Below are 26,018 nucleotides of genomic sequence, written 5' to 3'. Positions count from 1 at the left end.
CGACCTGCTCCTCTCCAGAACCCCATCAGGCGACGGCCACAGCGCCGATCCCGTACAGAAGCACGTTCCCGGCGAGTGGATGACGCAAAAAGGGATTGACTAACCACCGCCCGTTACAGAAGCCCGGGTGAGCCAACGGGTCGGCGCGACGCGCCGCCCGATGACAGGCTCAGCGATACCCGGGAGCGGTGCAAGCAAAGTCCCGGATGTCGCTGCGCTCATCCGGGCTACGCCCCTTCGACGTCTCTCACGCGTTCCGCGCCATCAAGCCGCCGTCGACCGGGATCACGGCGCCGGTGAGGAAAGAGGCCGCCGGCAGGCACAGGCTGAGCGTCATGTGCGCGACCTCTTCGGGGTCGCCGTAACGGCCGAGTGCGGTGCGGCGCCTGGCGTAGATGGTCTTGTGCTCCTCCGAGATCCCATCGGTGATCGCGGTCCGGATCGGGCCGGGGCAGATGCAGTTGACGGTGATGCCCTCGCGGCCGAGTTCGACGGCCAGCGAGCGAGTGAGGCTCGCGACGCCGCCCTTCGCCGCCGAATAGGGGCTGTGCAGCGCGGTGGCGCCGAGCGCCTCGGTCGAGGCGACGTTGACGATGCGCGGGCTCCTCGATTTGCGCAAGTGGGGCAGCGCGGCGCGGATGATGCGCGGATGCGCCGTCAGCATCACGGCGATGCCCCTGGCCCAGGCGTCCTCATAGGCCTCGTCGTCGATCGCGACACGCACGGAGATGCCGGCATTGTTGACGACGATGTCGAGCCCGCCGAAATGCGCCGCGACGTCGGCAACCACGCGCTCGATCTCGCCGCCGTCGGCGACGTCGAGCTGCCACGCCTTTGCCGATCCGCCGCTCGCCGCGATCTCCGTGGCGACCGCTTGCGCGCCTTGCTCGTTGAAATCCGTGACGGCGACGTTCGCACCTTCGGCGGCGAACACGCGCGCGGTCGCGCGTCCCATGCCGCTGGCCGCGCGGGTGACGAGAACGGTCAGGCCCTTCACGGACCGGCTGAGCTCCCTGAAGTCGGACATGCTGTTTCCTCGCGCCCTGCTTGTTCTTGTTGTGATTGACAAGGCTGGCATCGATCCGCAGACAGGTCAAACAAGCAAAACAAAAGGGAGGCCGCGATGGCGAATGAGCTCGATTTCTCAGGCAAGCAGGTGCTGGTCGTCGGCGGTTCCAGCGGCATCGGCAACGGCATCGCGCAAGCCTTTCGCGCCAGGGGCGCGCATGTTGCAGCTTGCGGCACGCGTGCTCGGCCCGAGGATTATTCGGTTGAGGAAGGTTCTGATCTCTCCGGCCTCTCGTATGCGCAACTCGATGTCGGCAATGCCGGCGCGATCGAGGCATTCACTCCGTCCTTCGACAGGCTCGACGTGCTCGTGCTCGCGCAGGGCGCGGTGCTGTATCGCCGCGGCGAATTCGAGATGAGCGGATTCCGCAAGGTGGTCGAGATCAATTTGATGAGCCTGATGGCCTGCGCGAGCCGATTTCATTCCATGTTGCGGGATTCGAAGGGCGCGCTGATCATCGTGTCTTCGACCGCAGCCTATCATTCCACCATGGGCAATCCCGCTTACAACGCGTCGAAGACCGGCGCGGTCGGATTGACGCGGACGCTCGGCGAGGCCTGGGCCGAGGATGGCATCCGCGTCAACGGCATCGCGCCGGGGCTCGTCGATACCAAGATGACGAAGGTGACGACCGATAATCCCAAGCGGCTCGAAGGCGCGCTCTCGCGCATTCCGCTGCGGCGACTGGGCACGCCGGCCGACATGGCCGGCGCCGCGCTGTTCCTGGCATCACCGCTGTCGTCCTACATCATCGGCCAGACGCTGGTCGTCGACGGTGGGCTCATCCTGTAGCCATCTCGTAGCCCGGATGAGTGAAGCGACATCCGGGACTTTACTCGCACCGTTCCCGGGTATCGCGGAGCCTGTCATCGGGCGGCGCGTCGCGCCGACCCGTTGGCTCACCCGGGCTACAAGGTTCTGCGCTCCATCCGGGCTACACTTTCGTAGCTACTTGGAACTGCGCCGCGCCTGATCGGTTACTTGGGCTGACCCCTGAGGAGGACCCACATGGACACGGATCGGATTGTCGGATCGGCCAAGGAATTCGCCGGGCGCGCGGAAGGCGCGATCGGAGACATGGCAGACGATGCGAAGACGCAGGCGTCTGGCAAGGCGCGGGAAGCCGCAGGCACGGTGCAGAATCTCTACGGCCAGGCCAAGGATGCCGTGCGTGACGCAACGGACACCGCGGCCGGCTACGCCAAGGACGCTTACGAGAACAGCGGCGAGACTCTTCGCGATGGCACGCAGGCGCTGTCGAAGAAAGTGCAGGACAACCCGCTTGGCGCGCTGCTGGTCGCCGGCGCCATCGGCTTCGCGCTCGCCCTGCTGATGTCGCGGCCCGCGCGCCGCCCGCCGCCGCGCTGGCGCTATTACGGCTAGTAGCCAAAGCTTGATCTCGTGCCCCGGACGCAACGCGGCGTGCAACGCCGCGTTGCTGAGCGGGGCCATTCTTTTGTGAGTGTTGCAAGCGCTGGGTCCCGGCTCTGCGTCACATCACCAAGAGGTGCTGCGACGCGTCCGGGACACGAGATTAACTACCGGACCATCTCAGCCGACCGCCCGACATTGCCCGGCGGACGCGGGATCGCGGGGTTCGGATTCGGATTCGGATTGCGCGGCCCCGGCGCCGGCGCGAATTGACGCGGCGGCGGTTGCGGAGAGCCGAACCCGAAGAAATCCCGGAAGGACGGCGCGGCCTGCGCCGGCTGCTGTTGCGGCACCGGCGGCTTCTTCGGCGCAAGTTTCGGCGGCGCGACCGTGGCGGCAGCGCCGGGCGTGCTCGCCGAACCGGGAGCAGGGGTGCCATCGGGCGTCGTCGCGGCCATCGGCGTATCGCCCTTGGCCTGCTCGCGGCCGACCTCGCGGCGCGGCCAGGCATAATCGTCGGCACGACCCGCCGGGGCCGCCAGCGGCTCGCCCTTCACCATCGTCTTCGCAGCGAGCGCATCGACGGCGGCAGGACGCGAGCCCGGTCCGCCCAGCAATTGATCGGTCGAGATCGAGGCCGCGACCAGCGGCACGATCGGACCCGCCAGCGGCCGCGGCGCCGGCTTTCCAGGCTCGGCGCTGGTGTCGGGCGTTGCCGGCTCGCTCGGCAGCGCGATCGGGCCGGAGCGTCCCGCGAGCAGGCGCGTGATCTCGCGCTCGACATAGTGGGCAAGCTTGCGCGCGCCGGGCTTGGTGAAATAGACGCCGTCATAGGTCCGGAGCTGACGGATCTGGCCTTCGAAGTCCGGGCCCTTCTGGAGGAAGCGGCCGGCCTCGTCGACAAAGCCGTCCCAGACATCGACGTAAGTGATGCCGGCCTTGGCCGCGCCTTCGCGATAGAGCGAATCCAGGAACAGCATGTCCGCCGTGCCCTTTTGCCCGCGGATGGCGGGAAGGCCGACCCAGAGCACCGGCACGCCCTTGCTCTTGAGGACGCCTGCCAGCTCCTCGATCTTCTTGCCGTAGAGCTCGACCCAGCGCTCGTCGCGGAATTCGTAGAGGCCGTTCGGGTTGCGCGCGGTCTTCTCCGGCGGTGCGGCTGCCGGCGCATCGGCGTTGTCGGCATCATCCTGCGGCAGGTCGGTGTCGGCCGGCTTGTCATCCGGCTTGGCGGCGGCATCGGGCTTGGGATCGCCGGGCTTGCCGTCGCCTGGCTTTGCTTGCGGCTTGGCGCGCGCGCCCTTGTCGTTCTTCTTGTCCTTGTCCGAGCTCTTGTCGGATTTATCCGCCGCAGGCTCGCGGATCGCGATGCGGTCGTTGAGGCCGAGCATGACGACGATGATTTCGGGCTTTTCGGTCTCGAGGATACCCTTGGCCGCCGCCGCCCAGTCCGCGGGCTCGCCGCGCGGCTGGTACTTGATCAGGCCCGAGGCGGTCTTGTGCTTGCGGATCACGCCCATGTCGGGCTGCTCGGTGTAGGCGTCTTCCAGGCCGTAGGCGAGCCAGTCGGCCATGGCGTCGCCGATCACCAGCACGTTCTTCTCGGGGACGGTGTCGCGCTTGGCTGGTGCCGGCGCGCGCGAAAAATCCTGGCGTGGCGCCTGCGGCTGTTGCTGCTGGAACGGCGTGAAGAAGTCGCCGCCGAACCAGCCGCCGCCTCCGCCTTGGCGCGGCGGCGGGGCCGCGCGCTGCGGCGGGCCGCCGAAGCCGGGGAAGTTGAAGAACTGCGCCGAGGCAGGCCCCGCGACCGACACCAGGATCGCAAGCGCCGTCCCCAGCGCGATCAGCGGGCCGGTCTCGGTCAGCGCCTTGAACAGGGACTTCTTCGACATGCGATCTCGGGCACGCGCAATGGGGATCGGAGGTAGGTCGATATAATAACGGAATCAGGCGCCAAACGGGCAAATTCCGTTGCAGATTCTTGTCCCATGCACCGGGGAACAGCCGTCCCCGTCAAGGCGGACCGCCAAAATCCCCGTTCAGGGGTACTTTCGGGGCGTTTTTACCGCCCGCGCAGCCGGTCCAGCACGTCGGAGGAGGCAAAGCCGTCGGCGGGGACCCCGATCGAGGCCTGGAAGTTGCGCAGGGCTTCCCGGGTCTGGCCGCCGAACTGGCCGTCCGGGGTGCCCTTGTAGAAGCCGCGCTGGGCCAGGAGCTGCTGCAGTTCCAGCCGCTCGGTGCGCGACAGCTCGCGCTCCTGCCGCGGCCAGGGCTGCACGAAGGGCTGCCCCCCGCGCAGGCGGTCGGCGAAATGACCGATCGCCAGCGCATAGGCCTCAGCCGGGTTGTACTTCATGATGACGCGGTAGTTCTGGAGCATCAGGAAGCCCGGTCCCTGCGCGCCGGCCGGCGCCAGCAGGTAAGCCTTCTCCGCCGGGTGCGGGAAGGGCTGGCCCGCCGGGCGCTTGAACCCGACCTTCTCCCACTGCGCGATCGTCATCGCCTTGGCACGGTCGGCCAGCATGTAGTTGAAGCCTTGCGGCACCACGACCTCAAAGCCCCAGGTCTGGCCGGCCTGCCAGCCGTCCTTCTTCAGATTGTTGGCGGTCGACGCAATCAGGTCGGTGGGATTGTCGACGACGTCGCGCCGTCCGTCGCCATCGCCATCGATGGCAAAGCGCTTGAACGCGGTCGGCATGAATTGCGTCGGGCCGAAGGCGCCGGCCCAGGAGCCGCGCATCTGTTCAGGCCTGAGATCGCCGCGGTTGAGGATCTCCAGCGCGGAGAGGAATTCGTCCTTGAAATAGGCCTGGCGGCGGCCGATGCAGGCGAGCGTCGCGGTCGATTGCAGCACGCTGCGGTCGCCCATCTGCGTCGAGTAGTTGGACTCGATGCCCCAGATCGAGGCGATGATGTAGCGGTCGACGCCGGTGGCCTTCTCGGTGGCGTCGAACTGCGCCTTGTATTTGGCAAGGATCTCGCGGCCCTTGGCGAGACGGTTGTCGTTCACGAGAATGTCGAGATAGTCCCAGATCGACTTGGTGAACTCCGGCTGCGAGTCCATCAGGTCCATGATGCGCAGATCAGGTGAGAGCCCGGCCGTAAAGCGCTGGAAATTCTCCTGGGTGATGCCGCGCCGTGCGGCATCCGGCCACATCGATGCAACGCAATTGTCAAAGTTGCCCGCGGCCTCGCGGATCGCGGCCGCCGTCATCAGCGGATGGCCGGAGGCGCCGTCCTCGCCGCTCCAGGGTTGAGCTCCCGTTTGTGCGCCGCCGGGACCGGGCGGCGCTTGCGAAGGCGCCGGGTTCGGGCCGGAGAAGATGCCGCCGAACAGGTTCGACAGGCCGTTCTGCGTCTGCGCGTGCGCGGAGGAAGGCGGTAGCAAAACGGTCGCAATCAACGTCACGCTGGTCACAAATCCAGCACGTTTTGCCAGCCCTGCCATCGATTGCATCATGTCCAACCCGTCGGCCCGAAAATCCGCCATCAGGAGGCCTGGTACCCGTTGCCATTTGCTTAACAAAGGTGAAATTTTGGTGACGGCCTTTTTCTCAACTCCGTGCGGCCGAGGCCCCACATCCGCCTTTGTTAGCGGCTGCAAACAAGCTAGCAAGATGCCATTGCTCCCTTCACGTCCTCAGGTATTCGATCAATCCCATGAAAATTCGCAAAGCCGTATTCCCCGTCGCCGGCCTCGGCACCCGCGTCCTGCCCGCCACCAAGGCGATGCCGAAGGAAATGCTGACCATCGTCGACAAGCCGCTGATCCAGTACGTCTATGACGAGGCGAAGGAGGCCGGCATCGAGCACTTCATCTTCGTCACCGGCCGCAACAAGAATGTCATCGAAGATCATTTCGACCGGATGTTCGAGCTCGACACCACGCTGGCCGCGCGCGGCAAGAAGGCCGAGCAGGAGATCCTGGCGCAGAACCAGCCGGAGGCCGGCGCCGTCAGCTTCACCCGCCAACAGGCCCCGCTCGGCCTCGGCCACGCGGTCTGGTGCGCGCGCGACATCGTCGGCAACGAGCCGTTCGCAGTCGTGCTGCCGGACGAGCTCGTGCTCAATACGCCCGGCTGCCTGAAGCAGATGATCGAGACCGCATCCTCGCTCGGCGAGAAATCCAATCTGATCGCGGTCGAGGCGGTGCCCGACCATCTCACCCATCAATACGGCATCTGCGGCGTCGGCAAGCGCACCGGCAAGATGTTCGAGGTCGACGGCATGGTCGAGAAGCCGGCCAAGGGCACCGCCCCCTCCAATCTCTCGATCACCGGCCGCTACATCCTCCAGCCGGAGATCTTCAAGATCCTGGAGACCCAGGAGCGCGGCGCCGGCGGCGAGATCCAGCTCACCGACGCCATGATCGGGCTCGCCAAATCGCAGAAATTCTACGGCGTCGAGTTCGAGGGCGAGCGCCACGATTGCGGCTCCAAGCCCGGCTTCCTCCGCGCCAACATCGCCTACGGCCTGCAGCGCCCCGAGCTGCGCGACGGGCTGATCGCGGAGATGAAGAAGTATCTGGGGCAGTAAGAGACACTCGTCATTGCGAGCGAAGCGAAGCAATCCAGAATCCTTCCGAGGAGACAGTCTGGATTGCGTCGTCGCAAGAGCTCCTCGCAATGACGGCGGTGAGTAGCAGGCTTCACGCCACCAGCGACAGCTTCGGCAAGCTCGCGACCACCGACTGGTTGCGGCCGCCGGCTTTGGCGGCATAGAGCGCCTTGTCGGCAGCGGCGACCAGGATCGACCAGTCCAGATCGGCCGTGGGAACGAGGCTGGCGATGCCGCAGGAGACCGTCGAGGTCGCCTGCTCGTCGGACCAGCCCTGCACCTTGCGGCGGATCGTCTCCGCGATCTTGAAGGCATCAGCGGCCGAAATGTCCGGCAGCAGCACCGCGAATTCCTCGCCGCCATAGCGCGCGGCGCAGTCGCCGGCCCGCCGCACCGAATCGGAAATGCAGATGGCGATGCCGACCAGCAGCTGGTCGCCGGCCTGGTGGCCGAACGTGTCGTTGTAGGCCTTGAAGTGATCGGCATCGATCATCAGCAGCGCGACCGGCGTCTTCTGGCGCGTCGCGCGCCGCCATTCGACGTCGATGACCGAATCGAACTTGCGGCGGTTCTTCAGGCCGGTGAGCGCATCCGTCGTCGCCATCTCCTCGAGCTTGCGCTCGGCCTCGGCGCGCCGGCCGATCTCGCGGGCGAGCACCAGCGTCGAGGCCAGCATGAACAGGATCAGCGCCAGCACCACCGCGCCGATGCGATAGGCTTCCTTCTGCCAGAGCTCGAACACGGCGCTCAGCGGCTTGCCTGCCACCACGAACATCGGACCGCCGCCGTTGCTGCGCACATAGAGGCGCGGGGTCGGGTCCACCGGACCCTGCCCGGCGTAGGACCCGCCGGCCTTGAGATTGTCGGCCTTCCAGGTCTGGCGGTCGTTCAGGTTGGTGCCGATGATGTCGAGATCGAACGGGCGCCGCATCATGATGGTGCGGTCGCGCTTGAGCACGGTGATGGTGTCCTCGGGATCGAGGTTCAGCCGCTCGAACAGCTCGTGGAAGTAGCTGAAGCGGATCGAGCCGGCGACGACGCCGAGGAAGCCGCCGTCGGTGTCGCTGATGCGCCGGCTCAGCACGATCGAATAGGCGCCGCGGAACAGCATCGGGCGGCTGATGAAGAGCCCGGCTCCGGGATTGTCGCGATGAACCCTGAAATAGTCCTCCCCGCTCCGGTCCTCCGGCAGGGGATCGAGCGTGGAAGCGTCGATGGTCAGCCTGCCCTCGGCGTCGAACACCTGGATGGCGCCGAAGTGCCTTGCCGTGATCGCATGATCGAACAGGATCAGATGACGGATCGGCTTCGAGACCGTCGCGATCTCCGGCAGCAGCATGTTGCTGGCGACCGCCTTCAGCGACAAATCGTAGATCTCGATGTTGCGGCTGACGTCGGACTCGATGCTCGTCGCGAGGTTCTGCAGCGTCTGGCGGGCGAGCGCCTCTTCGCCGCGACGCATGTCCAGCATCACGTTGACGCAAATGGCGGAAAAGCCGATCACCGTCACCACGGACGAGACGATCAGCAGCTTCGCCGAAATCCGCCACGGCCGGCGGGCCGTGACTTCGCGCCATCCAGACAGCATCATTTGCTCCCGATCCTGATGGATGCGCCCGAAATCTTGCGTATCGTTTAAGCCGGGACGCCGCCGCCGCAATGAGTTAAGAAACGGTTTCCGTTGCTCCCGTTTTTGAGCAGGGGGGCGGGCTCCGGACAGATGAACAGAGGACGATGGTGAACGACTACGACGCGTTGCGCGACTATCTGATGCGGCAGAAGCAAGCCGAATTCGTGCTGAGCTTCGAGCAGATCGAGGAGATCATCGGCGCGGCCCTGCCGCGTGCGGCTAATCGTGCCTCATGGTGGGACAGCCTGCGCAGCCCCGACATCCAGATGCCGCAACGCGAAGCCTGCCTCGCCGCCGGCTTCGTGGCGACGCGCATGCCGGACGGTGCGAGCGTGCGGTTCAGGAAGCAGAAGTCGCAGCGCAGGTGAGCCGCGGATGGTCCTGCGCTGGCTGAGGGGGATTTTGGGCGCGGCCCTGATCGTATCGGGCGCCCTGTTCGCACTCGCCTTCGAGGCCCGCTACTGGCGCTGGCGCGACTGCTTCAACGAGCTCGGCCGCTGCTACGATCCGGTCTCGCAGGACGTCTATCTCGAGCAGGCGGGCGTCGTCTGGGGCAGCCTCGCGGCGCTCTCGCTGCTGGCGGGACTCGGGTTGGTCATGAGTCTGCGGCGTAAGCAGGTCTAGCTCGGTGCCCTCTTCCTTCTCCCCTTGCGGGAGAAGGTGCAAGCCTAGCTCGCCGCTTCCAGCCGCACTTCCGTCAGCAGCCGCATCGCGGCATCAGCGTCCATCGGCTCGCCGAAGGCAAAGCCTTGCGCGTATTCGCAGCCCATCTGGTAGAGCTCGACCGCGTCGGAATCGGTCTCGGCGCCTTCGGCGACGACGTCCATGCCGAGATCATGCGCGAGCGCGATGATCGACTTCAGGATCACCGGGCGGGTGCCGCGGCTGGTGGTGCGCACGAAGGACTGGTCGATCTTGATGGTGTCGAACGGGAAGCGCTGGAGATAGGCCAGCGAGGAGTGGCCGGTGCCGAAATCGTCGAGCGACAGCCCGGTGCCGAGCTCGCGGATCCGCGTCAGCATCTGTGCTGCGTGCTCCGGATTCTCCATCACCAGCGATTCCGTCAGCTCGAGCTTCAGCGTGCCGCGCGCCACCGAGGAGCGCGACAGCACGGTGCGGATGTCGTGGATCAGATCGTGACGCAGCAATTGCCGCGAGGAGACGTTGACCGAGGCGAAGATCGGCTCGCGCGAGCGCATCGCGCGCTGCCACACCGAGAGCTGCTTGGCGGTCTGGTCGAGCACGAACATGCCGAGGTCGACGATCAGGCCGGTCTCTTCCGCGATGGTGATGAATTCCGACGGCGCCATGCGTCCGAGCTTCGGATGATCCCAGCGCGCCAGCGCCTCGAAGCCGGCGATCGAACGATCCTCCAGCCGCACGATCGGCTGGTACAGGATCGTGATCTCCTGCCGCTCGATGGCACGGCGCAATTCGCTCTCCAGCGTCAGCCGGTCGGTTTTTCGCGCGCGCATCGCAGGCTTGTAGACGTCGATGCGGTCGCCGCCGATGCGCTTGGAATGATACATCGCAAGCTCGGCGTCCTTGATGATCTCGTCCGTCAATTGGGTCTGCGGATCAGACAAGGCGAGCCCGATCGAGGCCGTGAGGAAGATCTCGCGGTCGTTGAAGGCGATCGGCGCGCGGATGGTCTTGCGGATGGTCTCGGCGAAGGCGGTGATGCGGGCCGGGTCCTGTTCGGAAAGCAGGATCAGGCCGAACTGGTCGCCGGCGAGCCGCGCCAGCGTGTCCTGCGGCTTCAGGATGCGGGTGAGGCGGCGGGCGAGCGTGAGCAGGATGGAATCGCCGACCGCGATGCCGACGGAATCGTTGACCTGCTTGAAGCGGTCGAGGTCGATCACCATCAGCGTCGGCCGCAGCGTCGGCATGGTCTTGGCGAAGTGCGCGACGGCGCCGAGCCGGTCCATGAACAGCTTGCGGTTCGGCAGGCCCGTGAGGTTGTCATGCACGGAATCGTGCAGCAGGCGTTCCTCGGCGTTGCGCAGCTCGGTGACGTCGGTGAGGGTGCCGACCACGCGCGAGACCTCGCCGTCCGAGCCGACCACCGGGCGCGCCTTCAGCGCGAACCACATGAAATGGCCGTCCGGGGTGCGCAGGCGGAAATCCTGCACCAGGCGGCCGCGGCGCTGGTCGAGCACGCTGTCGAGCGCGGCGCGGAAACGGTCCTGGTCGAGCGGATGCAGCACCTCGAGCCAGGAGGCCGCCGGGCCTTCCAGCGTGCCGCGCTTGAGCCCGAGCAAAGCCTCGGTCTCGGGGCTGGTGAACACCTTGTCGGCGGACACGTCCCAGTCCCAGATCAGGTCGCCGGAGCCGGCCAGCGCCAGGGCGCGCCGCTCGATGTCGGAGACGACGCCGGTGGTGGCGCCGCCGCCGGCGAAGGCGTGCTGCATGACCGTAAAGCCGATCAGCATCACGATCAGCACCAGGCCGCCGAGCAGGGCAGGGCCGACGATGTCGTTGGTGACGGAGCCCGCGACCGTCATGCCGGCCGCGACCACCCAGACCACCAGGAGGAACCAGGTCGGGATCAGCAGCACCGCGCGGTCGAAGCCGTGGGTGGAGAGATAGACGATCAGCGCGAAACCGGCGAAGGCGATCAGCACCAGCGAGATGCGTGCGATGCCGGAGGCCACCGCCGGGTCGAACAGCGCGAGCGCCACCAGCGAGCCGAGGAAGGCGAGCCAGCCCACCGTGATGTGCGAATAGCGCACATGCCATCGACTGAGATTGAGATAGGCGAACAGGAACACCAATAGCGTCGCCGCCAGAATGGCCTCACCCGCCGCGCGCCAGATGCGCTCGGCGTTGTTCGACATGTCGAGCACCTTGCCCCAGAAGCCGAAATCGACGCCGATATAGACCAGCACCGCCCAGGCCAGCGCCGCGGCGGCCGGGAACATGATGCTGCCCTTGACTACGAACAGGATGGTGAGAACGAGAGCCAAAAGACCGGAGATGCCGATCACGATGCCCTGGTAGAGCGTGAACGAGTTGACCTTGTCCTTGTAGGCCTCCGGTTCCCACAGATAGAGCTGCGGCAGCTTGTCGGTGCGCAGCTCGGCGACGAAGGTGATGACGGCGCCGGGGTCGAGCGTGATGCGGAAGACGTCGGCGGTCGGGCTCTCCTGCCGCTCCGGCCGGTCGCCGGTCGAGGGCGTGATGGTCGCGATGCGCGACAGCCCGAGATCGGGCCACAGCAGCCCCGAGGAGACGATGCGGTAATGCGGGGCGACGATCAGGCGGTCGAGCTGGTCGTCGGTGTTGTTGGCGAGCGCGAACACCACCCAGTTCTGGCCGCCCTCGCGGGCACGCACCTCGATGCGGCGGACGATGCCGTCGGTGCCGGGCGCGGTGGAAACCTGGATGCGGTCGGCATCGCTGCGCTGATGCTCGAGCACGCCGGTGAGGTCGATCGCGGGCGCGTCGCTGCGGACGCTGACGGCATCAAGCGCGCGCGCGGGGTACGCGGCGACAAGAATCATGAGGCCCAGCGCGATGGGCGCGAGGCACCTGATCAGACGCAAGGTCAGTTCTCCGCGTTCGACGCAAACTCAGTGTGCAAGACGATTTCACGCCGGACGGATTTGGTTCGGCGCGTCGCGATAGATGCCACGAAAGCGTGGAAAATCAAAGGGTTTCCGGCGTCCCCTGTGGGCCGGAGGCCTAGACCTCCAACACAATTTTGCCAATATGTGCCGAGGTTTCCATGCGCCGGTGCGCGTCGGCGGCCTTTTCCAGCGGGAAAGTGCTGTCCATCAGCGGTTTGACGCGGCCTTCGCGCAAAAGCGGCATCACTTTCGCCTCGATCGCGGCCACCATCGCCGCCTTGTCCGCATTACTACGGGGGCGCAGCGTCGAGCCGGTATGGGTGAGGCGCTTCACCATCACCTTGGCGATGTTGACGCTGACCTTCGGCCCGTTGAGCGTCGCGATCTGCACGATCCGGCCATCGACCGCGGCGGCGTCATAGTTGCGGTCGACATACTCGCCGGCGACCATGTCGAGGATCAGGTTGACGCCGGCCTTGTTGGTCTCCTCCTTGACCACGGCGACGAAGTCTTCCGTCTTGTAGTTGATGGCGCGGTCGGCACCCAGCTTGAGACAGGCATCGATCTTGTCCTGCGATCCTACGGTGACGAAGACCTTCGCGCCGAACGCTTTTGCGAGCTGGATCGCCATGGTGCCGATGCCGGAGGAGCCGCCATGGATCAGCAGCGTCTCGCCGGCCTTGAGGCCGCCGCGCTCGAACACGTTGTGCCAGACCGTCATCAGGGTTTCCGGCAGCGCGCCGGCTTCCTTGATCGACAGCGCCGGCGGCACGCTCATGGCCTGGGCGTCCTGGGCGACGCAGTACTGCGCGTAGCCGCCACCGGCGACGAGCGACATCACCTTGTCGCCAACCTTGTGCCGCTTGGCGTTGCTGCCGACAGCGACGACCTCACCGGCGATCTCGAGGCCGGGCAGGTCGCTGGCGCCGGGCGGCGGCGGATAGGCGCCGGAGCGCTGCGCCACGTCGGGCCGGTTCACGCCCGCGGCCTCGACCTTGACCAGGATCTCGTCGGGACCGGGCTGCGGCACGGCCCGTTGTTCCGGCACCAGCACCTCCGGTCCGCCGGGCTTGGAGATGGCGACCACGGTCATTTGTGCGGGCAGCTTGTCCATGATGTGTCCTTGAGCAAAGGTGCGGCAACGAGGCCATTGCTTAGCCAGCGCGGTTCAAGCTGGCAACCGCCTCAGCCGTGTGGTTCGCGCGAACGCAGGAGGAACGAGAATGCCGACGGAAGACGACGACCGCCCGCGCAAGAAGGTCACGCATGAAATCGGACAGGATCTCTCACTGTTGTCGGTGGAGGAGCTGACCGAGCGCGTGACCCTCCTGAAGACCGAGATCGCAAGACTGGAAGAAGCCGCCACGAAGAAGCGCGCCTCGCGCGATGCGGCGAACAGTTTCTTCAAGTCGTAGGCCGCGCGCTGGATTGAAAGCTTGCCACACGCACAGTCCTCATCCTGAGGGACCGCGAAGCGGTCGTCTCGAAGGATGGCCGCGCACAGCCGGGCCTTTCATGGTTCGAGACGCGCGCGAAGAGCGCGCTCCTCACCATGAGGGTCTAGTTTCGGTGTTCGCGGGGGCGATCCGTGCGGAGTTTGTTCCGCACTGCACTCGGCCGTTGGCCGACATGGCTAACGAACTCTCAAAAATTTAGCTCGTTTACGGTCGATTAAGCTTTCGGGTTTATGACTGCAGCTGTCCTCGTTTGGACACCGAGTGGCTCCTGTCCACTCTGTTTGACGCCTCCCTGTTATCAACTTTCAAAGCCGCCGGTCTCCGGCGGCTCTTTTTTGCCTTTTTGCGTCCCGTTCCGGTTGAATTCCGAGGAATGACGCGCGGAAACCATATCCGTGCTTGTCGCTGGACTCCGCGCTCCGCCCGCGCAATGATTTGTTCATCATAATCCGGCGCCAAGCCGGACAGGTAAACAGTTGCGTAAGGGGCGTTAACCATGGAACGTTTGCAGGCCGAAGGCGCTCTCGTTCAACTCAGCGAGCGGTTCACCAATTCTGCGGCGTTCGGCGCCCTGTTCCGCGAGGGCATGGACCTCGTCGAGGAGACCGCCGCCTATCTCGACGGCGCCGGCCGCACTGAGGCGAAGGCGCTCGACCGTGCCGTCAGCCTCACCTACGCGACCGAGAGCATGCGCCTCACCACCCGCCTGATGCAGCTCGCCTCGTGGCTATTGCTGCACCGCGCGGTGAAGGAAGGCGAGATGACGCTGAGCCAGGCCAACCGCGAGAAGACCAAGGTCAAGCTTTCCGCCGCCGATCCCGGTCCCGCCGACACCATCGACAAGCTGCCCGCGCAGCTCCAGGACCTGATCCATCGTTCGATGAGCCTGCAGACCCGCGTCCGCCGTCTCGACACCACCATCCACACCCCGCCCACCGAGCACGTCGCCATCGGCAACCCGCTGGTGCCGCACCTCAACGCGCTGAAGGCGGCGTTCGAGCGGTAAGGTCGATCAACAATCTCGGTCGTCATTCCGGGGCGCGACGACGTCGCGAGCCCGGAATCCATAACCACGATCGGGAGTATGGATTCCGGGCCCGCGCCAAGAGGCGCGTCCCGGAATGACCCCACAAACAAAAACGCCCCTGGTCTCCCAGGGGCGTTTTTCGTGTCCGCCTTGCGGCCGGATCAATCCTTTTTGAGAAAGCCCGAAAACTTCTTCTGGAAGCGCGAGACGCGGCCGCCGCGATCCATGATCTGGGCGTTGCCGCCGGTCCAGGCCGGGTGCGACTTCGGGTCGATATCGAGGTGCAGCTTGTCGCCTTCCTTGCCCCAGGTGGAGCGGGTCTGGTACTCGGTTCCATCCGTCATGACGACGGTAATCGTATGATAATTCGGGTGAATTTCGGCTTTCATGGCAATTCCTCGGCGCCCCGGCGCCTTCTTGGGTGGCTAGCGAATGACGGATTTGGCCGGCTCTATACCGCACGAAACCTCGCAAAACAAGCCATCCCGGGCTGGTGAGCCGGGCTTGCCCCTAAGGGACATCCCGGATTTGCCACTACCCTTGCACCAGCCTATTGGGAGCAAACGAATGCAATGGGTCGGATCTCATGAGCGCAGTGGAACGGCTTGATGACCAGTATGTCGATCAGCCCGAAATGAACTCGGCGAACACCCCGTCGATCGAAGAGGAGCTGATCGAGCAGCCCGCCAAGGGCCGCGCCAAGCTGCGGCCGCTGCTCGCGCTCGCGCCCTATGTCAGCCGCTATCGCGGCCGGGCGGCACTGGCCTTCGTCGCGCTGACGGTCGCCGCACTGACCACGCTGCTGGTGCCGGTCGCGGTGCGCAGGATGATCGATTTCGGCCTGACGCCCGAGGGCATCGAGCTGATCAACAGCTACTTCTCGGTGATGCTCGCGGTCGTCGCCGTGCTCGCGCTGGCGAGCGCCGCGCGCTACTACCTCGTGATGACGATCGGCGAGCGCATCGTCGCCGATCTCAGGCGCGACGTGTTCGGCCATCTGTTGTCGCTCTCGCCGGCCTTCTTCGATTCCGCGCGCAGCGGCGAGCTGATCTCGCGGCTCACCGCCGACACCACCCAGATCAAATCCGCCGTCGGCGCCTCCGTCTCGATCGCGCTGCGCAATCTGATGATGTTTCTTGGCGCCGCCGCGATGATGGTGATCACCAGCCCGAAATTGTCGGGCTTCGTGCTGCTCGCCATTCCCCTGATCGTACTGCCGCTGGTGGCGTTCGGGCGCTGGGTGCGCCGGCTGTCGCGCAATGCGCAGGATACGCTCGCCGACGCCTCGGCCTATGCCGGCGAGCTGGTCGGCGCGATCCGCACCGTGCAGGCCTATACCAGCGAGCAGTTCGCCGAAAAGCGCTTCGGCGGCAATGTCGAGCAGGCCTATGAGGCGGCGCGCACCTCGACCCAGGCCCGCGCCGTGCTCACCGCCATCATCATCTTCATCGTGTTCGCAAGCGTGGTCGCGATCCTCTGGATCGGCTCGCATGACGTGCTCACCGGCGCGATCACGCCGGGCCGGCTTGGCCAGTTCGTGCTTTATGCGGTGTTCGCCGCCGCGGGCCTCGGCCAGCTCAGCGAAGTCTGGGGCGAGGTTTCGGCGGCCTCCGGCGCTGCCGAGCGCCTGTTCGAGATTTTGCATGTGAAGCCCGAGATCACCGCGCCTGCGTCGCCGCGTGCGTTGCCGGTGCCGGCACGCGGCGAGGTCGGCTTCGATCAGGTCAGCTTCGCCTATCCGGCGCGGCGCGACGTCAACGTGCTCGATGGCGTGTCGTTCACGGTGCGCCCGGGTGAGAAGGTCGCGATCGTCGGCCCTTCCGGCGCCGGCAAGAGCACCATCTTCCATCTGCTGCTGCGCTTCTACGATCCGCGCAAGGGCACGATCTCGCTCGACGGCGTGCCGGTCAAATCCGCCGACCCGCGCGATTTCCGCGCGCGCATCGCGCTGGTGCCGCAGGAATCGAACGTGTTCGCCGCGAGTGCCCGCGAGAACATCCGCTTCGGCCGGCCCGATGCGACCGACGCCGAAGTCGAGCGCGCCGCCGAGCTCGCGCATGCCGCCGAGTTCATCCGCCGCCTGCCCGAAGGTTTCGAGACGGCGCTCGGCGAGCGCGGCGTGACGCTCTCCGGCGGCCAGCGCCAGCGCATTGCCATCGCCCGCGCCATCCTGCGCGATGCGCCGCTGCTGCTGCTCGATGAAGCCACCTCCGCGCTCGACGCCGAGAGCGAGACGCTGGTGCAGACCGCGCTGGAGGAATTGATGCGCCACCGCACCACGCTGGTGATCGCGCACCGCCTCGCCACCGTGCTCTCGTGCGATCGCATCCTGGTGATGGACCAGGGCAAGATCGTCGAGCAGGGCACGCATGCCGAGCTGGTCGCTGCGAACGGGCTCTATGCGCGGCTGGCGAGGCTGCAGTTCGAAGGGGCGTGAGCTCAGAACGCAGCGACACGCGCGTTGTCATTCGCGCGAGGTGCGTCCCACGATCTCGTCATTGCGAGCGCAGCGAAGCAATCCAGACTGTCTCCTCGGAAAGCCCCTGGATTGCTTCGCTGCGCTCGCAATGACGTGTGGAGAGCTTCGCGCCAAACCGCCGAGTCCGCTTTGACCCGATTACCGACACTTCGGCGAGAGCGCCGGCACGTTCGGCCATGGCCAGTTCTTCCAGCTGCCGTCCTCATCGACGCAGGCCGATGGCGCAGGGCTGCTCGTCGGAGCGGGAGAGCCCGTAGTGTTGACCTGCGTCGCAAAGCGCTGGTCGACATAGGTCGTCGACACATACCCAGCGACGATGACGGTCAGAAAGACCGAGGAACCCTTGGCCAGATCGCGCAGCTTCATCGATCCTCTCCATCCGCCTGTCACCGCTGCTTTGGTACCAACGACTAACAGAGGTCGGGGGATCCCGGCGTGACAGGCCTCACGCCCGCCGGAACTACGCCTTCCAAGTCATCTTCAGCACGGGCCGGCCCGAGGTCGGATTCACGTCGTCGCCGGCCTGGGCAAAGCCGTTGCGCTCGTAGAAGCGGATGGCGCGGGCATTGTCCTTGTTGACCAGCAGCGTGACGCCGGATGGTGACAGCCGCTTGGCCTCGTCCACCAGCAGCTTTGCGGCGTCCGAGCCCCAATGGGCGGGATCGACCACGAGCTGGTCGAGATAGCCTTCGCCGTCGATGGTGACGAAGCCGGTCAGCGCGCCGTTCTGCTCGGCCACCACGATCGAGGCCTTCGGCACCAGGTCCTTGCGCCAGCGCTCGCGCCACCAGTCCAGACGGGCGGCGAAGTCGATCTGCGGATAGGCCTGCTGCCACGTCCGATGCCAGAGGTCGATCGCGGCGGCCTCGTCCTCGGCGCGATAGGGGCGGAGGTGGAGGGGGCTCACTACCGCTCCGTCAGCTTCAGCTCGATGCGGCGATTGCGCTTGAAGGCCTCTTCGGTGTTGCCGGGGTCGAGCGGCTGGAATTCGCCGAAGCCGGCGGCGACGAGACGCTGCGCCGGTACGCCGAGCGAGATCAGGTACTGCACCACCGAGATGGCGCGCGCCGCGGACAGGTCCCAGTTCGACTTGAAGTTCGCGCCGCTCACCGGGCGCACGTCGGTGTGGCCGTCGACGCGCAGCACCCAGGCGATCTCGTTCGGGATCTTCTTGTCGAGCTCGATCAGCGCGGTCGCCAAGGTGTCGAGCTCGGCGCGGCCCTCGGGCAGCAGCATGGCCTGGCCGGTGTCGAAGAACACTTCGGACTGGAACACGAAACGGTCGCCGACGACGCGGATGTCCGGCCGGTTGCCGAGGATGGCGCGCAGACGGCCGAAGAATTCCGAGCGGTAGCGCGACAATTCCTGCACGCGCTGCGCCAGCGCGACGTTCAGGCGAGAGCCGAGATCGGCAATGCGGTTCTGCGATTCCTTGTCGCGCTTCTCCGAGGCATCCAAGGCCTCTTCGAGCGCCGCCAGTTGCCGCCGCAGCGCGCTGATCTGCTGGTTCAGCACCTCGATCTGCGCCAGCGCCCGCGTCGAGACCGCCTTCTCCGAGTCCAGCGCCTTGCCGAGCTCGGCGGTCTTGCCCTGCGCGTCGTTGCCGGCATTGGCGAGGCCCTCATAGAGACCTTTCATGCGGTCGCGCTCGGTCTCGGCCGAGGCAAGCCCGGCCTTCAGTTGCGAGACCTGGTCGTCGAGGCTGAGCTTGCCGAGCTTCTCCAGCGAGAGCAGCTCGTTGAGCTGCGCGATCTTGGCGTTGAGCTGCTCCAGCGCCTTGTCCTTGCCGGTGACCTCCTGCGACAGGAAGAATTGCACGACCAGGAACACCGACAGCAGGAACACGATCGACAGCACCAGCGTCGACAATGCATCGACGAAGCCGGGCCAGTAGTTGAAGGCGCCTTCGTTGCGGCGCGCGCGGGCAAGAGCCATGGTCGTCTCTTCGTCTAGATGCTCAACTCTTCTCGGGCTGGCGTGCGATCCGCTCCAAGAGGCGCCGGATCTCGCGGTTCTGCTCGCCCTGGCCGTCGGCCCATTCGCGGATCATCTGCTGCTCGGTCCGCATGTGCGACACCAGCGCCTGGATGGCTTCGGCAAGGCTCGCCATCGCCGCGGTGGTGCCGCGGCTGGCGCTGCCTTCCTCCAGCACCGAGCGCAGCCGCTCGACCGCGGCCTGAAGCTCGCCGCTGGCGACCCCGCCGCCGCCCGCGGCGACAGCCACTTCGCCGCGGCCATATTCGCGTACGGTGGTGGCGAGCCAGTCTTCGAGGTCGGTGTAGAAACGGTTCTGCGCCTGGCTCGATTGCAAATCGAGGAAGCCGAGGATCAGCGAGCCGGCGAGGCCGAACAGCGAGCTGGAGAACGAGATGCCCATGCCGCCGAGCGGGGCGGCCAGCCCCTCCTTCAGCGTGTCGAACAGCGCGCCGGAATCGCTGCCGACCTTGAGCCCGTCGATCACCTTGCCGACCGAGCCGACCGTCTCGATCAGGCCCCAGAAGGTGCCGAGCAGGCCGAGGAAGACGAGCAGGCCGGTCATGTAGCGGGAGATGTCGCGGGCTTCATCCAGGCGGGTCGCGATCGAATCGAGCAGGTGCCGCATCGTGGTCTGGCTGATGCTCATCCGCCCGGAGCGCTCGCCGCCGAGGATCGCCGCCATCGGCGCCAGCAGCCTCGGGTGCCGGGCCGGCGCCAGGCCGGGATCGGCGATGCGGAAATTGTTGACCCAGGACACCTCGGGGTAGAGCCGGATGACTTGGCGGAAGGCCAGCACGATGCCGATGAACAGCACCGCCCCGATCAGGGCGTTGAGGCCGGGATTGGCGAAGAAGGCCTGGATGATCTGCTTGTAGAGCACCACGCCTACCAGCGTGCACAGCACCAGGAATACCAGCATCCGCACCAGGAAGACGCTGGGTGAGGACAGCTTGGTGTACTCGGTATCCATGGTGGAGCGGGGCGAAGTGCCTGACGGCATGGCCGGTATCATCCATTACGAAAGCTTGTTTGCGGGCGCACTATGGCACAGCGCCGGCCCAAAAAAAGCGCCGGATGGGCCGATTTCGTGGACAGCCTGGGGAACCCGGACCGAAAGCAGCGCTTTGATAACAAGGTGTTTGCAAAGCTCACCATTCGGGGGGCGCATGAGCGTCGTTTCCGCGATCATCGGGACTGCCGAACGTGTGCCGTTGCCGGACGTCGTGATTCGCGCTGCGATCCAGCGCCTGTGCTCGCGCACGGCGACGCGCCTGTCCGCGCTGGGGGCGGCCGACGATGCCGCCTTCGCCGGGCGGATGATGCTGCGGCCGGTCGCGGAGCACATTGCTGCCGGCGACGCCCGGCATGGCGAGGTGCCGGCTTCCTTCTTCGCGCAGGTGCTCGGCCCCAATCGCAAATACTCGTGCTGTTTCTACAAGACCGACGCGACCACCCTACAGGAGGCGGAGGAGGAGGCGTTGCGCCAGACCGTCGAGCATGCCGGTCTTGCCGACGGGCAGACCATCCTCGAGCTCGGCTGCGGCTGGGGCTCGCTGTCGCTGTGGATGGCGCGGCGGTTTCGGCATGCGAAGGTGACGGCGGTCGCGAGCTCGCAGGCGCAGCGCGCCCATGTCGAGGAGGAGGCGCGGCGGCGCGGGCTCCTGAACCTGTGCGTCGTCACCGCCGACATGAACGTGTTCGCGCCCGAGGGCCAGTTCGACCGCATCGTCTCGGTCGAGACGTTCGAGCACATGATGAACTGGCGCAAGCTGATGACGCGCGTGCAATCATGGCTGGCGCCCGAGGGGCGCTTCTTCATGCACATCTTCACCCATCGCTCCGGCTCCCATCTGTTCGACCGGGCCAATCGCGAGGACAGGATTGCGCAACACGTCTTCACCGGCGGGCTGATGCCGAGCCATCACCTCGTCAGGCAGTTCGGCGACATCTTCACCATCGAGAAGGAATGGTGCTGGAGCGGAACGCATTACCAGCGCACCGCCAATGACTGGCTGGCCAATTTCGATCGCAACCGCGATACGATCGAGGCGGCCTTGCGCACCGTCTATGGTGAGGAGACCGGCTTGTGGATGCGGCGCTGGCGCTGGTTCCTCCTCGCGACCTCCGGCCTGTTCGGCTACGCTGGCGGAACGGAATGGGGCGTCAGTCAGTACCGGATGAAAACCGCCGAGTGATTGCGATCTTCTGTCGCAGCACGCCGCGATGGAACCGGACTCACAATCCGGTGAATCCCCAAAAGTCCCCAAAACTCAATAGCATAGGCCGTGTGACATTGAGCCGCCCGCAACACGCGTTGCGTCGCAGCACGACCATTCTATCTTGACGATATCAGCTGCGCGGTAATCGTCCAGAACGGGCGCCGCGTTATGCGTGATTCAGTGTCAACAATTTCGGGGCGCCCCACTTCATGTCAGGACTTCGTGCGCGATCGGCATGCGCTGCAATGATGCTCGCGGCCCTTGCGCCGTTGCTGGCGGGCTGCGATGAATCCATGTCCGCCGTGTCCGCCGCCCCGCCGGCCGACCCTGACGTCAGCATCGTCGTCGTCAAGCCGCAGCCGCGCGCCGTGGTGCGCGAGCTTCCGGGCCGGATCGCGCCGACCCGCGTCTCGGACGTGCGGCCGCGCGTGTCCGGCATCGTGGTCGAGCGCCTGTTCCGCCAGGGCAGTGAGGTGAAGGCGGGCGATCCGCTCTATCGGATCGATCCGCATCCGTTCGAGGTCGAGGTGATGGCCAACGAGGCGGCGCTCGCCAAGGCCGAAGCTGCCGCGATGCAGGCGCACCAGCAGGCACGCCGCATCGCTGCGCTGACCAAGGATCGCGCCGCGCCGGAGGCCGAGAACGAAAAGGCAATCGCCGCCGAACGCCAGGCACAGGCCGAGGTCGAGGGGCGCAAGGCCGAGCTCGCGCGCGCCAAGCTCAACCTCGACTATGCCACGGTGCGCGCGCCGATCGACGGCGTCGTCGGTGCCGCGCTGGTCAGCGAGGGCGCGCTCGCGGTCCAGAACGAGACCAATCTCGCCACCATCCAGCAGCTCGATCCGATCTATGCCGACTTCACCCAGTCGGTGACCGAGCTCAACCAGCTCCGCCGCGCCTTCGAGACCGGCGACCTCGAGCGCATCGCGGCCGACGCCGCCAAGGTGCGCCTCGTGCTCGACGACAACACCACCTATTCGCTCGACGGCAAGCTGCTGTTCTCCGATGCCAAGGTCGACGCCCACACCGGCCAGGTGACGCTGCGCGGCGAGTTCCCCAATCCCAAGCGCGAGCTGCTGCCGGGCATGTATGTCCGCGTCCGCATCGACCAGGGGCTCGACTCCGACGCGATCGCAGTGCCGCAGCAGGCGATCCAGCGCAATGGCGGCGGCGGCAGCGAAGTGTTCGTCGTCAAGGACGACAACCACATCGCAGTGCAGCCGGTGCGCACCGGCTCGGTGCAGGACGGGCTGTGGTTCGTCACCGAAGGCCTGAAGGCCGGCGACAAGGTCGTGGTCGAAGGCTTCCAGAAATTCGCAGCCGGCGACAAGGTCAAGCCGCAATCCTGGTCGGAAGCGGACGCGACCGCGGACAACCGGCACGCCCAGAAGCTCACGCGGTAACGCGCCATGCCGAGTTTCTTCATCGACAGGCCGATCTTCGCCTGGGTGGTCGCGCTATTCATCTGCCTGATCGGCGCGATTGCGGTGCCGCTGCTGCCGATCGCGCAATATCCGATCATCGCGCCGCCCTCGATCTCGGTGTCGACCAGCTATCCCGGCGCCTCGCCGGAAAACCTCTACAACAGCGTCACGCGGCTGATCGAGGAGGAGCTCAACGGCGCCTCCGGCATCCTCAATTTCGAATCGACCAGCGATTCGCTCGGCCAGGTCGAGATCATCGCCAATTTCCAGCCGGGAACCGATACCAGCGCCGCCTCGGTCGAGGTGCAGAACCGCATCAAGCGCGTCGAGGCGCGCCTGCCGCGCGCGGTGATGCAGCAGGGCATCCTGATCGAGGAAGCCTCCAGCGCGGTGCTCCAGATCATCACGCTGAACTCGACCGACGGCAGCCTCGACGAGGTCGGCCTCGGCGACTTCATGATCCGCAACGTGCTCGGCGAGATCCGCCGCATCCCCGGCGTCGGCCGCGCCACGCTCTATTCCACCGAGCGCTCGCTTCGCGTCTGGGTCGATCCGGCCAAGCTGGTCGGCTATGGACTCACCGCCGATGACGTCAACAAGGCGATCTCCGCGCAGAACGCACAGGTCGCCTCGGGCAGCATCGGTGCCGAACCGTCGACGTCGAGCCAGCGCACCTCCGCGCTGGTGCTGGTCAAGGGCCAGCTCGCGTCTCCGGACGAATTCGGTGCCATCATCCTGCGCGCCAATGCCGACGGGTCGACCGTGCGCCTGCGCGACGTCGCGCGCATCGAGGTCGGCGGCCTCAGCTACCAGTTCAACACCCGCCTCGACGGCAAGCCGACTGCCGGTCTCTCCGTGCTGATGTCGCCGACCGGCAATGCGCTCGCGACCGCGAGCGCGGTCGAGGCGAAGATGAAGGAGCTGTCGCGCTTCTTCCCGGCCAACATCTCCTACGAGATTCCCTACAACATCACGCCGGTGGTCGAGGCCTCGATCAAGAAGGTGTTGTCGACGCTGGTCGAAGCGGTGGTGCTGGTGTTCGTGGTGATGTTCCTGTTTCTCCAGAACATCCGCTACACCATCATTCCGACCATCGTGGTCCCGGTGGCGCTGCTAGGCGCCTGTTCCACGCTGCTGCTCGCCGGCTACTCCATCAACATGCTCTCGATGTTCGGCATGGTGCTCGCGGTCGGCATCCTCGTCGACGACGCCATCGTCGTGGTCGAGAACGTCGAGCGTATCATGGCCGAGGAAGGCCTGCCGCCGAAGGAGGCGACGCGCAAGGCGATGTCGCAGATCACCGGCGCCATCATCGGCATCACTTTGGTCCTGATGGCGGTGTTCGTGCCGATGGCGTTCTTCCCGGGCTCGGTCGGCATCATCTACCGCCAGTTCTCGGTGACCATGGTCGCCGCGATCGGCTTCTCCGCGTTTCTCGCGCTGTCGCTGACGCCGGCGCTGTGCGCCACGCTGCTCAAGCCCGTCGAAGCCGGTCATGGCCATGCCAGGAGGGGCGTGTTCGGCTGGTTCAACCGCATGCTCGAAGGCGCCAAGGAACGCTATTCGCGCACCGTCGGCTTCTCGCTGAACCGCACCGGCCGCCTGATGCTGGTCTATGCCGCGCTGTTGGTTGGGCTCTCCTGGGCCTTCGTCAATCTGCCCGGCGGCTTCCTGCCCATCGACGACCAGGGCTTCATCACCACCGACGTGCAGACGCCGTCGGATTCGTCCTATGCCCGCACCGAGGCCGTGATCGAGAAGGTCGAAAAATACCTGGCACAGCGGCCGGGCGTCGACAACGTCACCTTCCTGACCGGCTTCAGCTTCTCTGGCCAGGGCATGAACACCGCGCAGGCCTTCATCACCTTGAAGGATTGGTCGGAGCGCGGGCCGAAGGACTCCGCCGCCGCGATCGTCAACGACGTCAACCGCGACCTGGGGTCGTCGATCCGCGACGCAAAAATCTCGGCGCTGCAGCCGCCTCCGATCGACAATCTCGGCAATTCCTCAGGCTTCTCGTTCCGCCTCCAGGACCGCGGCCAGAAGGGCTATCAACAATTGATGCGTGCCGCCGACCAGCTGATAGCGGAGGCCAATGCGAGCCCCGTGCTTCAGAAGGTCTATATCGAAGGCCTGCCCGAGGCAGGCGTGGTCAATCTCATGATCGACCGCGAGAAGGCCGGCGCCTTCGGCGTCACCTTCGAGGACATCAACAACACGATCTCGACCAATCTCGGCTCGAACTACATCAACGACTTCCCGAACCGCGGCCGCATGCAGCGCGTCGTGGTGCAGGCCGATGCCCGCGACCGCATGCGGACCGAGGACATCCTCAACTACAACGTCAAGAACAGCCGCGGCCAGCTCGTGCCGTTCTCCTCCTTCGCCACGGTCGAATGGGCGCGCGGGCCGACGCAGATCGCGGGCTTCAACTATTATCCGGCGGTGCGCATCTCCGGCGAAGCCAGGCCCGGCTTCACCTCGGGCGATGCCATCGCCGAGATGGAGCGTCTCGCCGACAGGCTGCCACGCGGCTTCGGCTATGAATGGACCGGGCAGTCGCTCCAGGAGAAACTGTCGGGTTCGCAGGCGCCGTTCCTGCTCGCCCTCTCGGTGTTCGTGGTGTTCCTGTGCCTCGCCGCGCTCTACGAGAGCTGGACCATTCCGCTCGCGGTGCTGCTCACCGTGCCGCTCGGGATTGTCGGTGCGGTGGTCGCGGCGATGCTGCGTGGTCTGCCCAATGACGTCTATTTCACCGTCGGCCTGATCACCATCATCGGCCTCGCGGCCAAGGACGCGATCCTGATCATCGAGTTCGCCAAGGACCTGCGGAAGGAAGGCAAGCCGCTGGTCGAAGCCACCATCGAAGCCTGCCGTCTGCGCTTCCGCCCGATCCTGATGACCGGTCTCGCCTTCATCTGCGGCGTGCTGCCGATGGCCATCGCCCACGGCGCCGGCGGCGCCAGCCAGCAGGCGCTCGGCTCCATCGTGATGGGCGGCATGATCGCGGTGGTGATCCTGGCGCTGCTGATGGTGCCGGTGTTCTTCGTCTCGGTGCAGCGCGTGCTGGGCGGGGACCGGGAGGAGACGGAGGAGAAGAAGGCCGAGACGTATGGGCCGCCGGCACGGGCTCACACGAGCCACTGACGCGCGTCTTTCATTCCGGGGCGCGCATAGCGCGAGCTCTGATGCGCAATCGCGCATCTGAGAATCCATCGCGCCACCATCGCTGCGGATCA

22 protein-coding genes are annotated in these 26,018 nt (G+C 66.0%); 11 read left to right on the top strand and 11 right to left on the bottom strand.

Annotation, left to right across the window (positions count from 1 at the left end; all coding sequences use genetic code 11):
- Positions 1-247 precede the first annotated feature (247 nt).
- Positions 248-1,027 (bottom strand): SDR family NAD(P)-dependent oxidoreductase, encoded by a 780-nt coding sequence (locus GPL20_RS34285; protein ID WP_157336432.1) that lies wholly within the window; start codon positions 1,025-1,027, stop codon positions 248-250.
- Between the two features lie 96 nt (positions 1,028-1,123).
- Here GPL20_RS34285 and GPL20_RS34280 point away from each other — a divergent pair, with 96 nt between their 5' ends.
- Positions 1,124-1,861, top strand: a complete 738-nt coding sequence (locus GPL20_RS34280; RefSeq protein WP_157336430.1) for an SDR family NAD(P)-dependent oxidoreductase — start codon at positions 1,124-1,126, stop codon at positions 1,859-1,861.
- A 216-nt stretch (positions 1,862-2,077) separates the two neighbouring features.
- Positions 2,078-2,452: a CsbD family protein gene (locus GPL20_RS34275; protein WP_157336428.1), complete on the top strand. Its 375-nt coding sequence runs from the start codon at positions 2,078-2,080 to the stop codon at positions 2,450-2,452.
- Positions 2,453-2,607: 155 nt separating this feature from the next.
- On the opposite strand, the gene GPL20_RS34270 is transcribed toward GPL20_RS34275, so the two are convergent.
- Both GPL20_RS34270 and GPL20_RS34265 read right to left on the bottom strand, forming a co-directional pair.
- Positions 2,608-4,332, bottom strand: a complete 1,725-nt coding sequence (locus tag GPL20_RS34270; protein WP_157336426.1) for an SGNH/GDSL hydrolase family protein — start codon at positions 4,330-4,332, stop codon at positions 2,608-2,610.
- A 170-nt stretch (positions 4,333-4,502) separates the two neighbouring features.
- Positions 4,503-5,900, bottom strand: coding sequence for a lytic murein transglycosylase (locus GPL20_RS34265; RefSeq protein ID WP_205751224.1), 1,398 nt, complete (start codon positions 5,898-5,900; stop codon positions 4,503-4,505).
- A 200-nt stretch (positions 5,901-6,100) separates the two neighbouring features.
- Here GPL20_RS34265 and GPL20_RS34260 point away from each other — a divergent pair, with 200 nt between their 5' ends.
- On the top strand, positions 6,101-6,976 hold the full coding sequence (locus tag GPL20_RS34260) for a UTP--glucose-1-phosphate uridylyltransferase (protein WP_157336422.1): 876 nt from the start codon (positions 6,101-6,103) through the stop codon (positions 6,974-6,976).
- A gap of 112 nt (positions 6,977-7,088) precedes the next feature.
- Here the strand turns inward: GPL20_RS34260 and GPL20_RS34255 are convergent, their stop codons facing one another.
- Positions 7,089-8,585 carry a sensor domain-containing diguanylate cyclase gene (locus tag GPL20_RS34255; protein ID WP_157336436.1) on the bottom strand — a complete coding sequence of 499 codons (1,497 nt, stop codon included), beginning with the start codon at positions 8,583-8,585 and terminating at the stop codon, positions 7,089-7,091.
- 149 nt (positions 8,586-8,734) lie between these two features.
- Here GPL20_RS34255 and GPL20_RS34250 point away from each other — a divergent pair, with 149 nt between their 5' ends.
- Both GPL20_RS34250 and GPL20_RS34245 read left to right on the top strand, forming a co-directional pair.
- Positions 8,735-8,995 (top strand): DUF7662 domain-containing protein, encoded by a 261-nt coding sequence (locus tag GPL20_RS34250; RefSeq protein ID WP_254125434.1) that lies wholly within the window; start codon positions 8,735-8,737, stop codon positions 8,993-8,995.
- A gap of 7 nt (positions 8,996-9,002) precedes the next feature.
- Complete coding sequence (locus GPL20_RS34245; RefSeq protein ID WP_157336418.1) at positions 9,003-9,251, top strand: hypothetical protein; 249 nt, start codon at positions 9,003-9,005, stop codon at positions 9,249-9,251.
- A 44-nt stretch (positions 9,252-9,295) separates the two neighbouring features.
- Here the strand turns inward: GPL20_RS34245 and GPL20_RS34240 are convergent, their stop codons facing one another.
- Positions 9,296-12,172: an EAL domain-containing protein gene (locus tag GPL20_RS34240; RefSeq protein WP_167533337.1), complete on the bottom strand. Its 2,877-nt coding sequence runs from the start codon at positions 12,170-12,172 to the stop codon at positions 9,296-9,298.
- A 139-nt stretch (positions 12,173-12,311) separates the two neighbouring features.
- Positions 12,312-13,310: an NAD(P)H-quinone oxidoreductase gene (locus GPL20_RS34235; protein ID WP_157336416.1), complete on the bottom strand. Its 999-nt coding sequence runs from the start codon at positions 13,308-13,310 to the stop codon at positions 12,312-12,314.
- Between the two features lie 109 nt (positions 13,311-13,419).
- Here GPL20_RS34235 and GPL20_RS34230 point away from each other — a divergent pair, with 109 nt between their 5' ends.
- Complete coding sequence (locus GPL20_RS34230) at positions 13,420-13,611, top strand: DUF1192 domain-containing protein (RefSeq protein ID WP_157336414.1); 192 nt, start codon at positions 13,420-13,422, stop codon at positions 13,609-13,611.
- Between the two features lie 538 nt (positions 13,612-14,149).
- Positions 14,150-14,659: a protease adaptor protein RcdA gene (gene rcdA, locus GPL20_RS34220; protein WP_157336412.1), complete on the top strand. Its 510-nt coding sequence runs from the start codon at positions 14,150-14,152 to the stop codon at positions 14,657-14,659.
- A gap of 182 nt (positions 14,660-14,841) precedes the next feature.
- Here rcdA and rpmE read toward each other — a convergent pair whose 3' ends face one another.
- Positions 14,842-15,069, bottom strand: coding sequence for a 50S ribosomal protein L31 (rpmE, locus tag GPL20_RS34215; protein WP_157336410.1), 228 nt, complete (start codon positions 15,067-15,069; stop codon positions 14,842-14,844).
- Between the two features lie 197 nt (positions 15,070-15,266).
- Between rpmE and GPL20_RS34210 the strand changes: the two genes are divergently transcribed.
- Complete coding sequence (locus GPL20_RS34210) at positions 15,267-17,117, top strand: ABC transporter ATP-binding protein/permease (RefSeq protein WP_157336408.1); 1,851 nt, start codon at positions 15,267-15,269, stop codon at positions 17,115-17,117.
- Positions 17,118-17,297: 180 nt separating this feature from the next.
- Here the strand turns inward: GPL20_RS34210 and GPL20_RS34205 are convergent, their stop codons facing one another.
- The 4 genes from GPL20_RS34205 to GPL20_RS34190 form a co-directional block, all read right to left on the bottom strand.
- Entirely contained in the window at positions 17,298-17,525 is a 228-nt protein-coding gene (locus GPL20_RS34205) for a hypothetical protein (RefSeq protein ID WP_157336396.1), read from the bottom strand.
- 94 nt (positions 17,526-17,619) lie between these two features.
- Positions 17,620-18,066 carry a GNAT family N-acetyltransferase gene (locus GPL20_RS34200; RefSeq protein WP_254125432.1) on the bottom strand — a complete coding sequence of 149 codons (447 nt, stop codon included), beginning with the start codon at positions 18,064-18,066 and terminating at the stop codon, positions 17,620-17,622.
- Positions 18,066-19,094, bottom strand: coding sequence for a peptidoglycan -binding protein (locus tag GPL20_RS34195; protein ID WP_157336391.1), 1,029 nt, complete (start codon positions 19,092-19,094; stop codon positions 18,066-18,068). The genes GPL20_RS34200 and GPL20_RS34195 overlap by 1 nt, the downstream gene beginning before the upstream one ends.
- A gap of 22 nt (positions 19,095-19,116) precedes the next feature.
- Positions 19,117-20,136 carry a flagellar motor protein MotA gene (locus GPL20_RS34190; protein WP_167533336.1) on the bottom strand — a complete coding sequence of 340 codons (1,020 nt, stop codon included), beginning with the start codon at positions 20,134-20,136 and terminating at the stop codon, positions 19,117-19,119.
- 166 nt (positions 20,137-20,302) lie between these two features.
- Here GPL20_RS34190 and GPL20_RS34185 point away from each other — a divergent pair, with 166 nt between their 5' ends.
- The 3 genes from GPL20_RS34185 (at position 20,303) to GPL20_RS34175 (ending at position 25,926) form a co-directional block, all read left to right on the top strand.
- Positions 20,303-21,331 carry an SAM-dependent methyltransferase gene (locus GPL20_RS34185; RefSeq protein ID WP_157336383.1) on the top strand — a complete coding sequence of 343 codons (1,029 nt, stop codon included), beginning with the start codon at positions 20,303-20,305 and terminating at the stop codon, positions 21,329-21,331.
- Positions 21,332-21,564: 233 nt separating this feature from the next.
- Positions 21,565-22,758, top strand: a complete 1,194-nt coding sequence (locus GPL20_RS34180) for an efflux RND transporter periplasmic adaptor subunit (protein WP_157336378.1) — start codon at positions 21,565-21,567, stop codon at positions 22,756-22,758.
- Positions 22,759-22,764: 6 nt separating this feature from the next.
- The gene (locus GPL20_RS34175; RefSeq protein ID WP_157336372.1) at positions 22,765-25,926 is read left to right on the top strand and encodes a multidrug efflux RND transporter permease subunit; all 3,162 of its coding nucleotides are present in this window, start codon (positions 22,765-22,767) and stop codon (positions 25,924-25,926) included.
- Positions 25,927-26,018 lie beyond the last annotated feature (92 nt).

The sequence above is a fragment of the Bradyrhizobium cajani genome, assembly GCF_009759665.1.
Classification (GTDB): Bacteria; Pseudomonadota; Alphaproteobacteria; order Rhizobiales; family Xanthobacteraceae; genus Bradyrhizobium; species Bradyrhizobium cajani.
The sequence above is the reverse complement of the archived record's forward strand: the minus strand, read 5'-3'. Positions and strand labels throughout refer to the sequence as shown.

Coding starts and splice junctions, on each gene's coding strand:
- GPL20_RS34260 (WP_157336422.1), top strand. CDS start 6,101: ATGAAAATTCGCAAAGCCGTATTCCCCGTCGCCGGCCTCGGCACCCGC.
- GPL20_RS34245 (WP_157336418.1), top strand. CDS start 9,003: ATGGTCCTGCGCTGGCTGAGGGGGATTTTGGGCGCGGCCCTGATCGTA.
- GPL20_RS34175 (WP_157336372.1), top strand. CDS start 22,765: ATGCCGAGTTTCTTCATCGACAGGCCGATCTTCGCCTGGGTGGTCGCG.
- GPL20_RS34210 (WP_157336408.1), top strand. CDS start 15,267: ATGAGCGCAGTGGAACGGCTTGATGACCAGTATGTCGATCAGCCCGAA.
- GPL20_RS34275 (WP_157336428.1), top strand. CDS start 2,078: ATGGACACGGATCGGATTGTCGGATCGGCCAAGGAATTCGCCGGGCGC.
- GPL20_RS34195 (WP_157336391.1), bottom strand. CDS start 19,094: ATGGCTCTTGCCCGCGCGCGCCGCAACGAAGGCGCCTTCAACTACTGG.
- rpmE (WP_157336410.1), bottom strand. CDS start 15,069: ATGAAAGCCGAAATTCACCCGAATTATCATACGATTACCGTCGTCATG.
- GPL20_RS34285 (WP_157336432.1), bottom strand. CDS start 1,027: ATGTCCGACTTCAGGGAGCTCAGCCGGTCCGTGAAGGGCCTGACCGTT.
- GPL20_RS34280 (WP_157336430.1), top strand. CDS start 1,124: ATGGCGAATGAGCTCGATTTCTCAGGCAAGCAGGTGCTGGTCGTCGGC.
- GPL20_RS34255 (WP_157336436.1), bottom strand. CDS start 8,585: ATGCTGTCTGGATGGCGCGAAGTCACGGCCCGCCGGCCGTGGCGGATT.
- GPL20_RS34190 (WP_167533336.1), bottom strand. CDS start 20,136: ATGCCGTCAGGCACTTCGCCCCGCTCCACCATGGATACCGAGTACACC.
- GPL20_RS34235 (WP_157336416.1), bottom strand. CDS start 13,310: ATGGACAAGCTGCCCGCACAAATGACCGTGGTCGCCATCTCCAAGCCC.
- GPL20_RS34205 (WP_157336396.1), bottom strand. CDS start 17,525: ATGAAGCTGCGCGATCTGGCCAAGGGTTCCTCGGTCTTTCTGACCGTC.
- GPL20_RS34270 (WP_157336426.1), bottom strand. CDS start 4,332: ATGTCGAAGAAGTCCCTGTTCAAGGCGCTGACCGAGACCGGCCCGCTG.
- rcdA (WP_157336412.1), top strand. CDS start 14,150: ATGGAACGTTTGCAGGCCGAAGGCGCTCTCGTTCAACTCAGCGAGCGG.
- GPL20_RS34180 (WP_157336378.1), top strand. CDS start 21,565: ATGTCAGGACTTCGTGCGCGATCGGCATGCGCTGCAATGATGCTCGCG.
- GPL20_RS34185 (WP_157336383.1), top strand. CDS start 20,303: ATGAGCGTCGTTTCCGCGATCATCGGGACTGCCGAACGTGTGCCGTTG.
- GPL20_RS34265 (WP_205751224.1), bottom strand. CDS start 5,900: ATGATGCAATCGATGGCAGGGCTGGCAAAACGTGCTGGATTTGTGACC.
- GPL20_RS34230 (WP_157336414.1), top strand. CDS start 13,420: ATGCCGACGGAAGACGACGACCGCCCGCGCAAGAAGGTCACGCATGAA.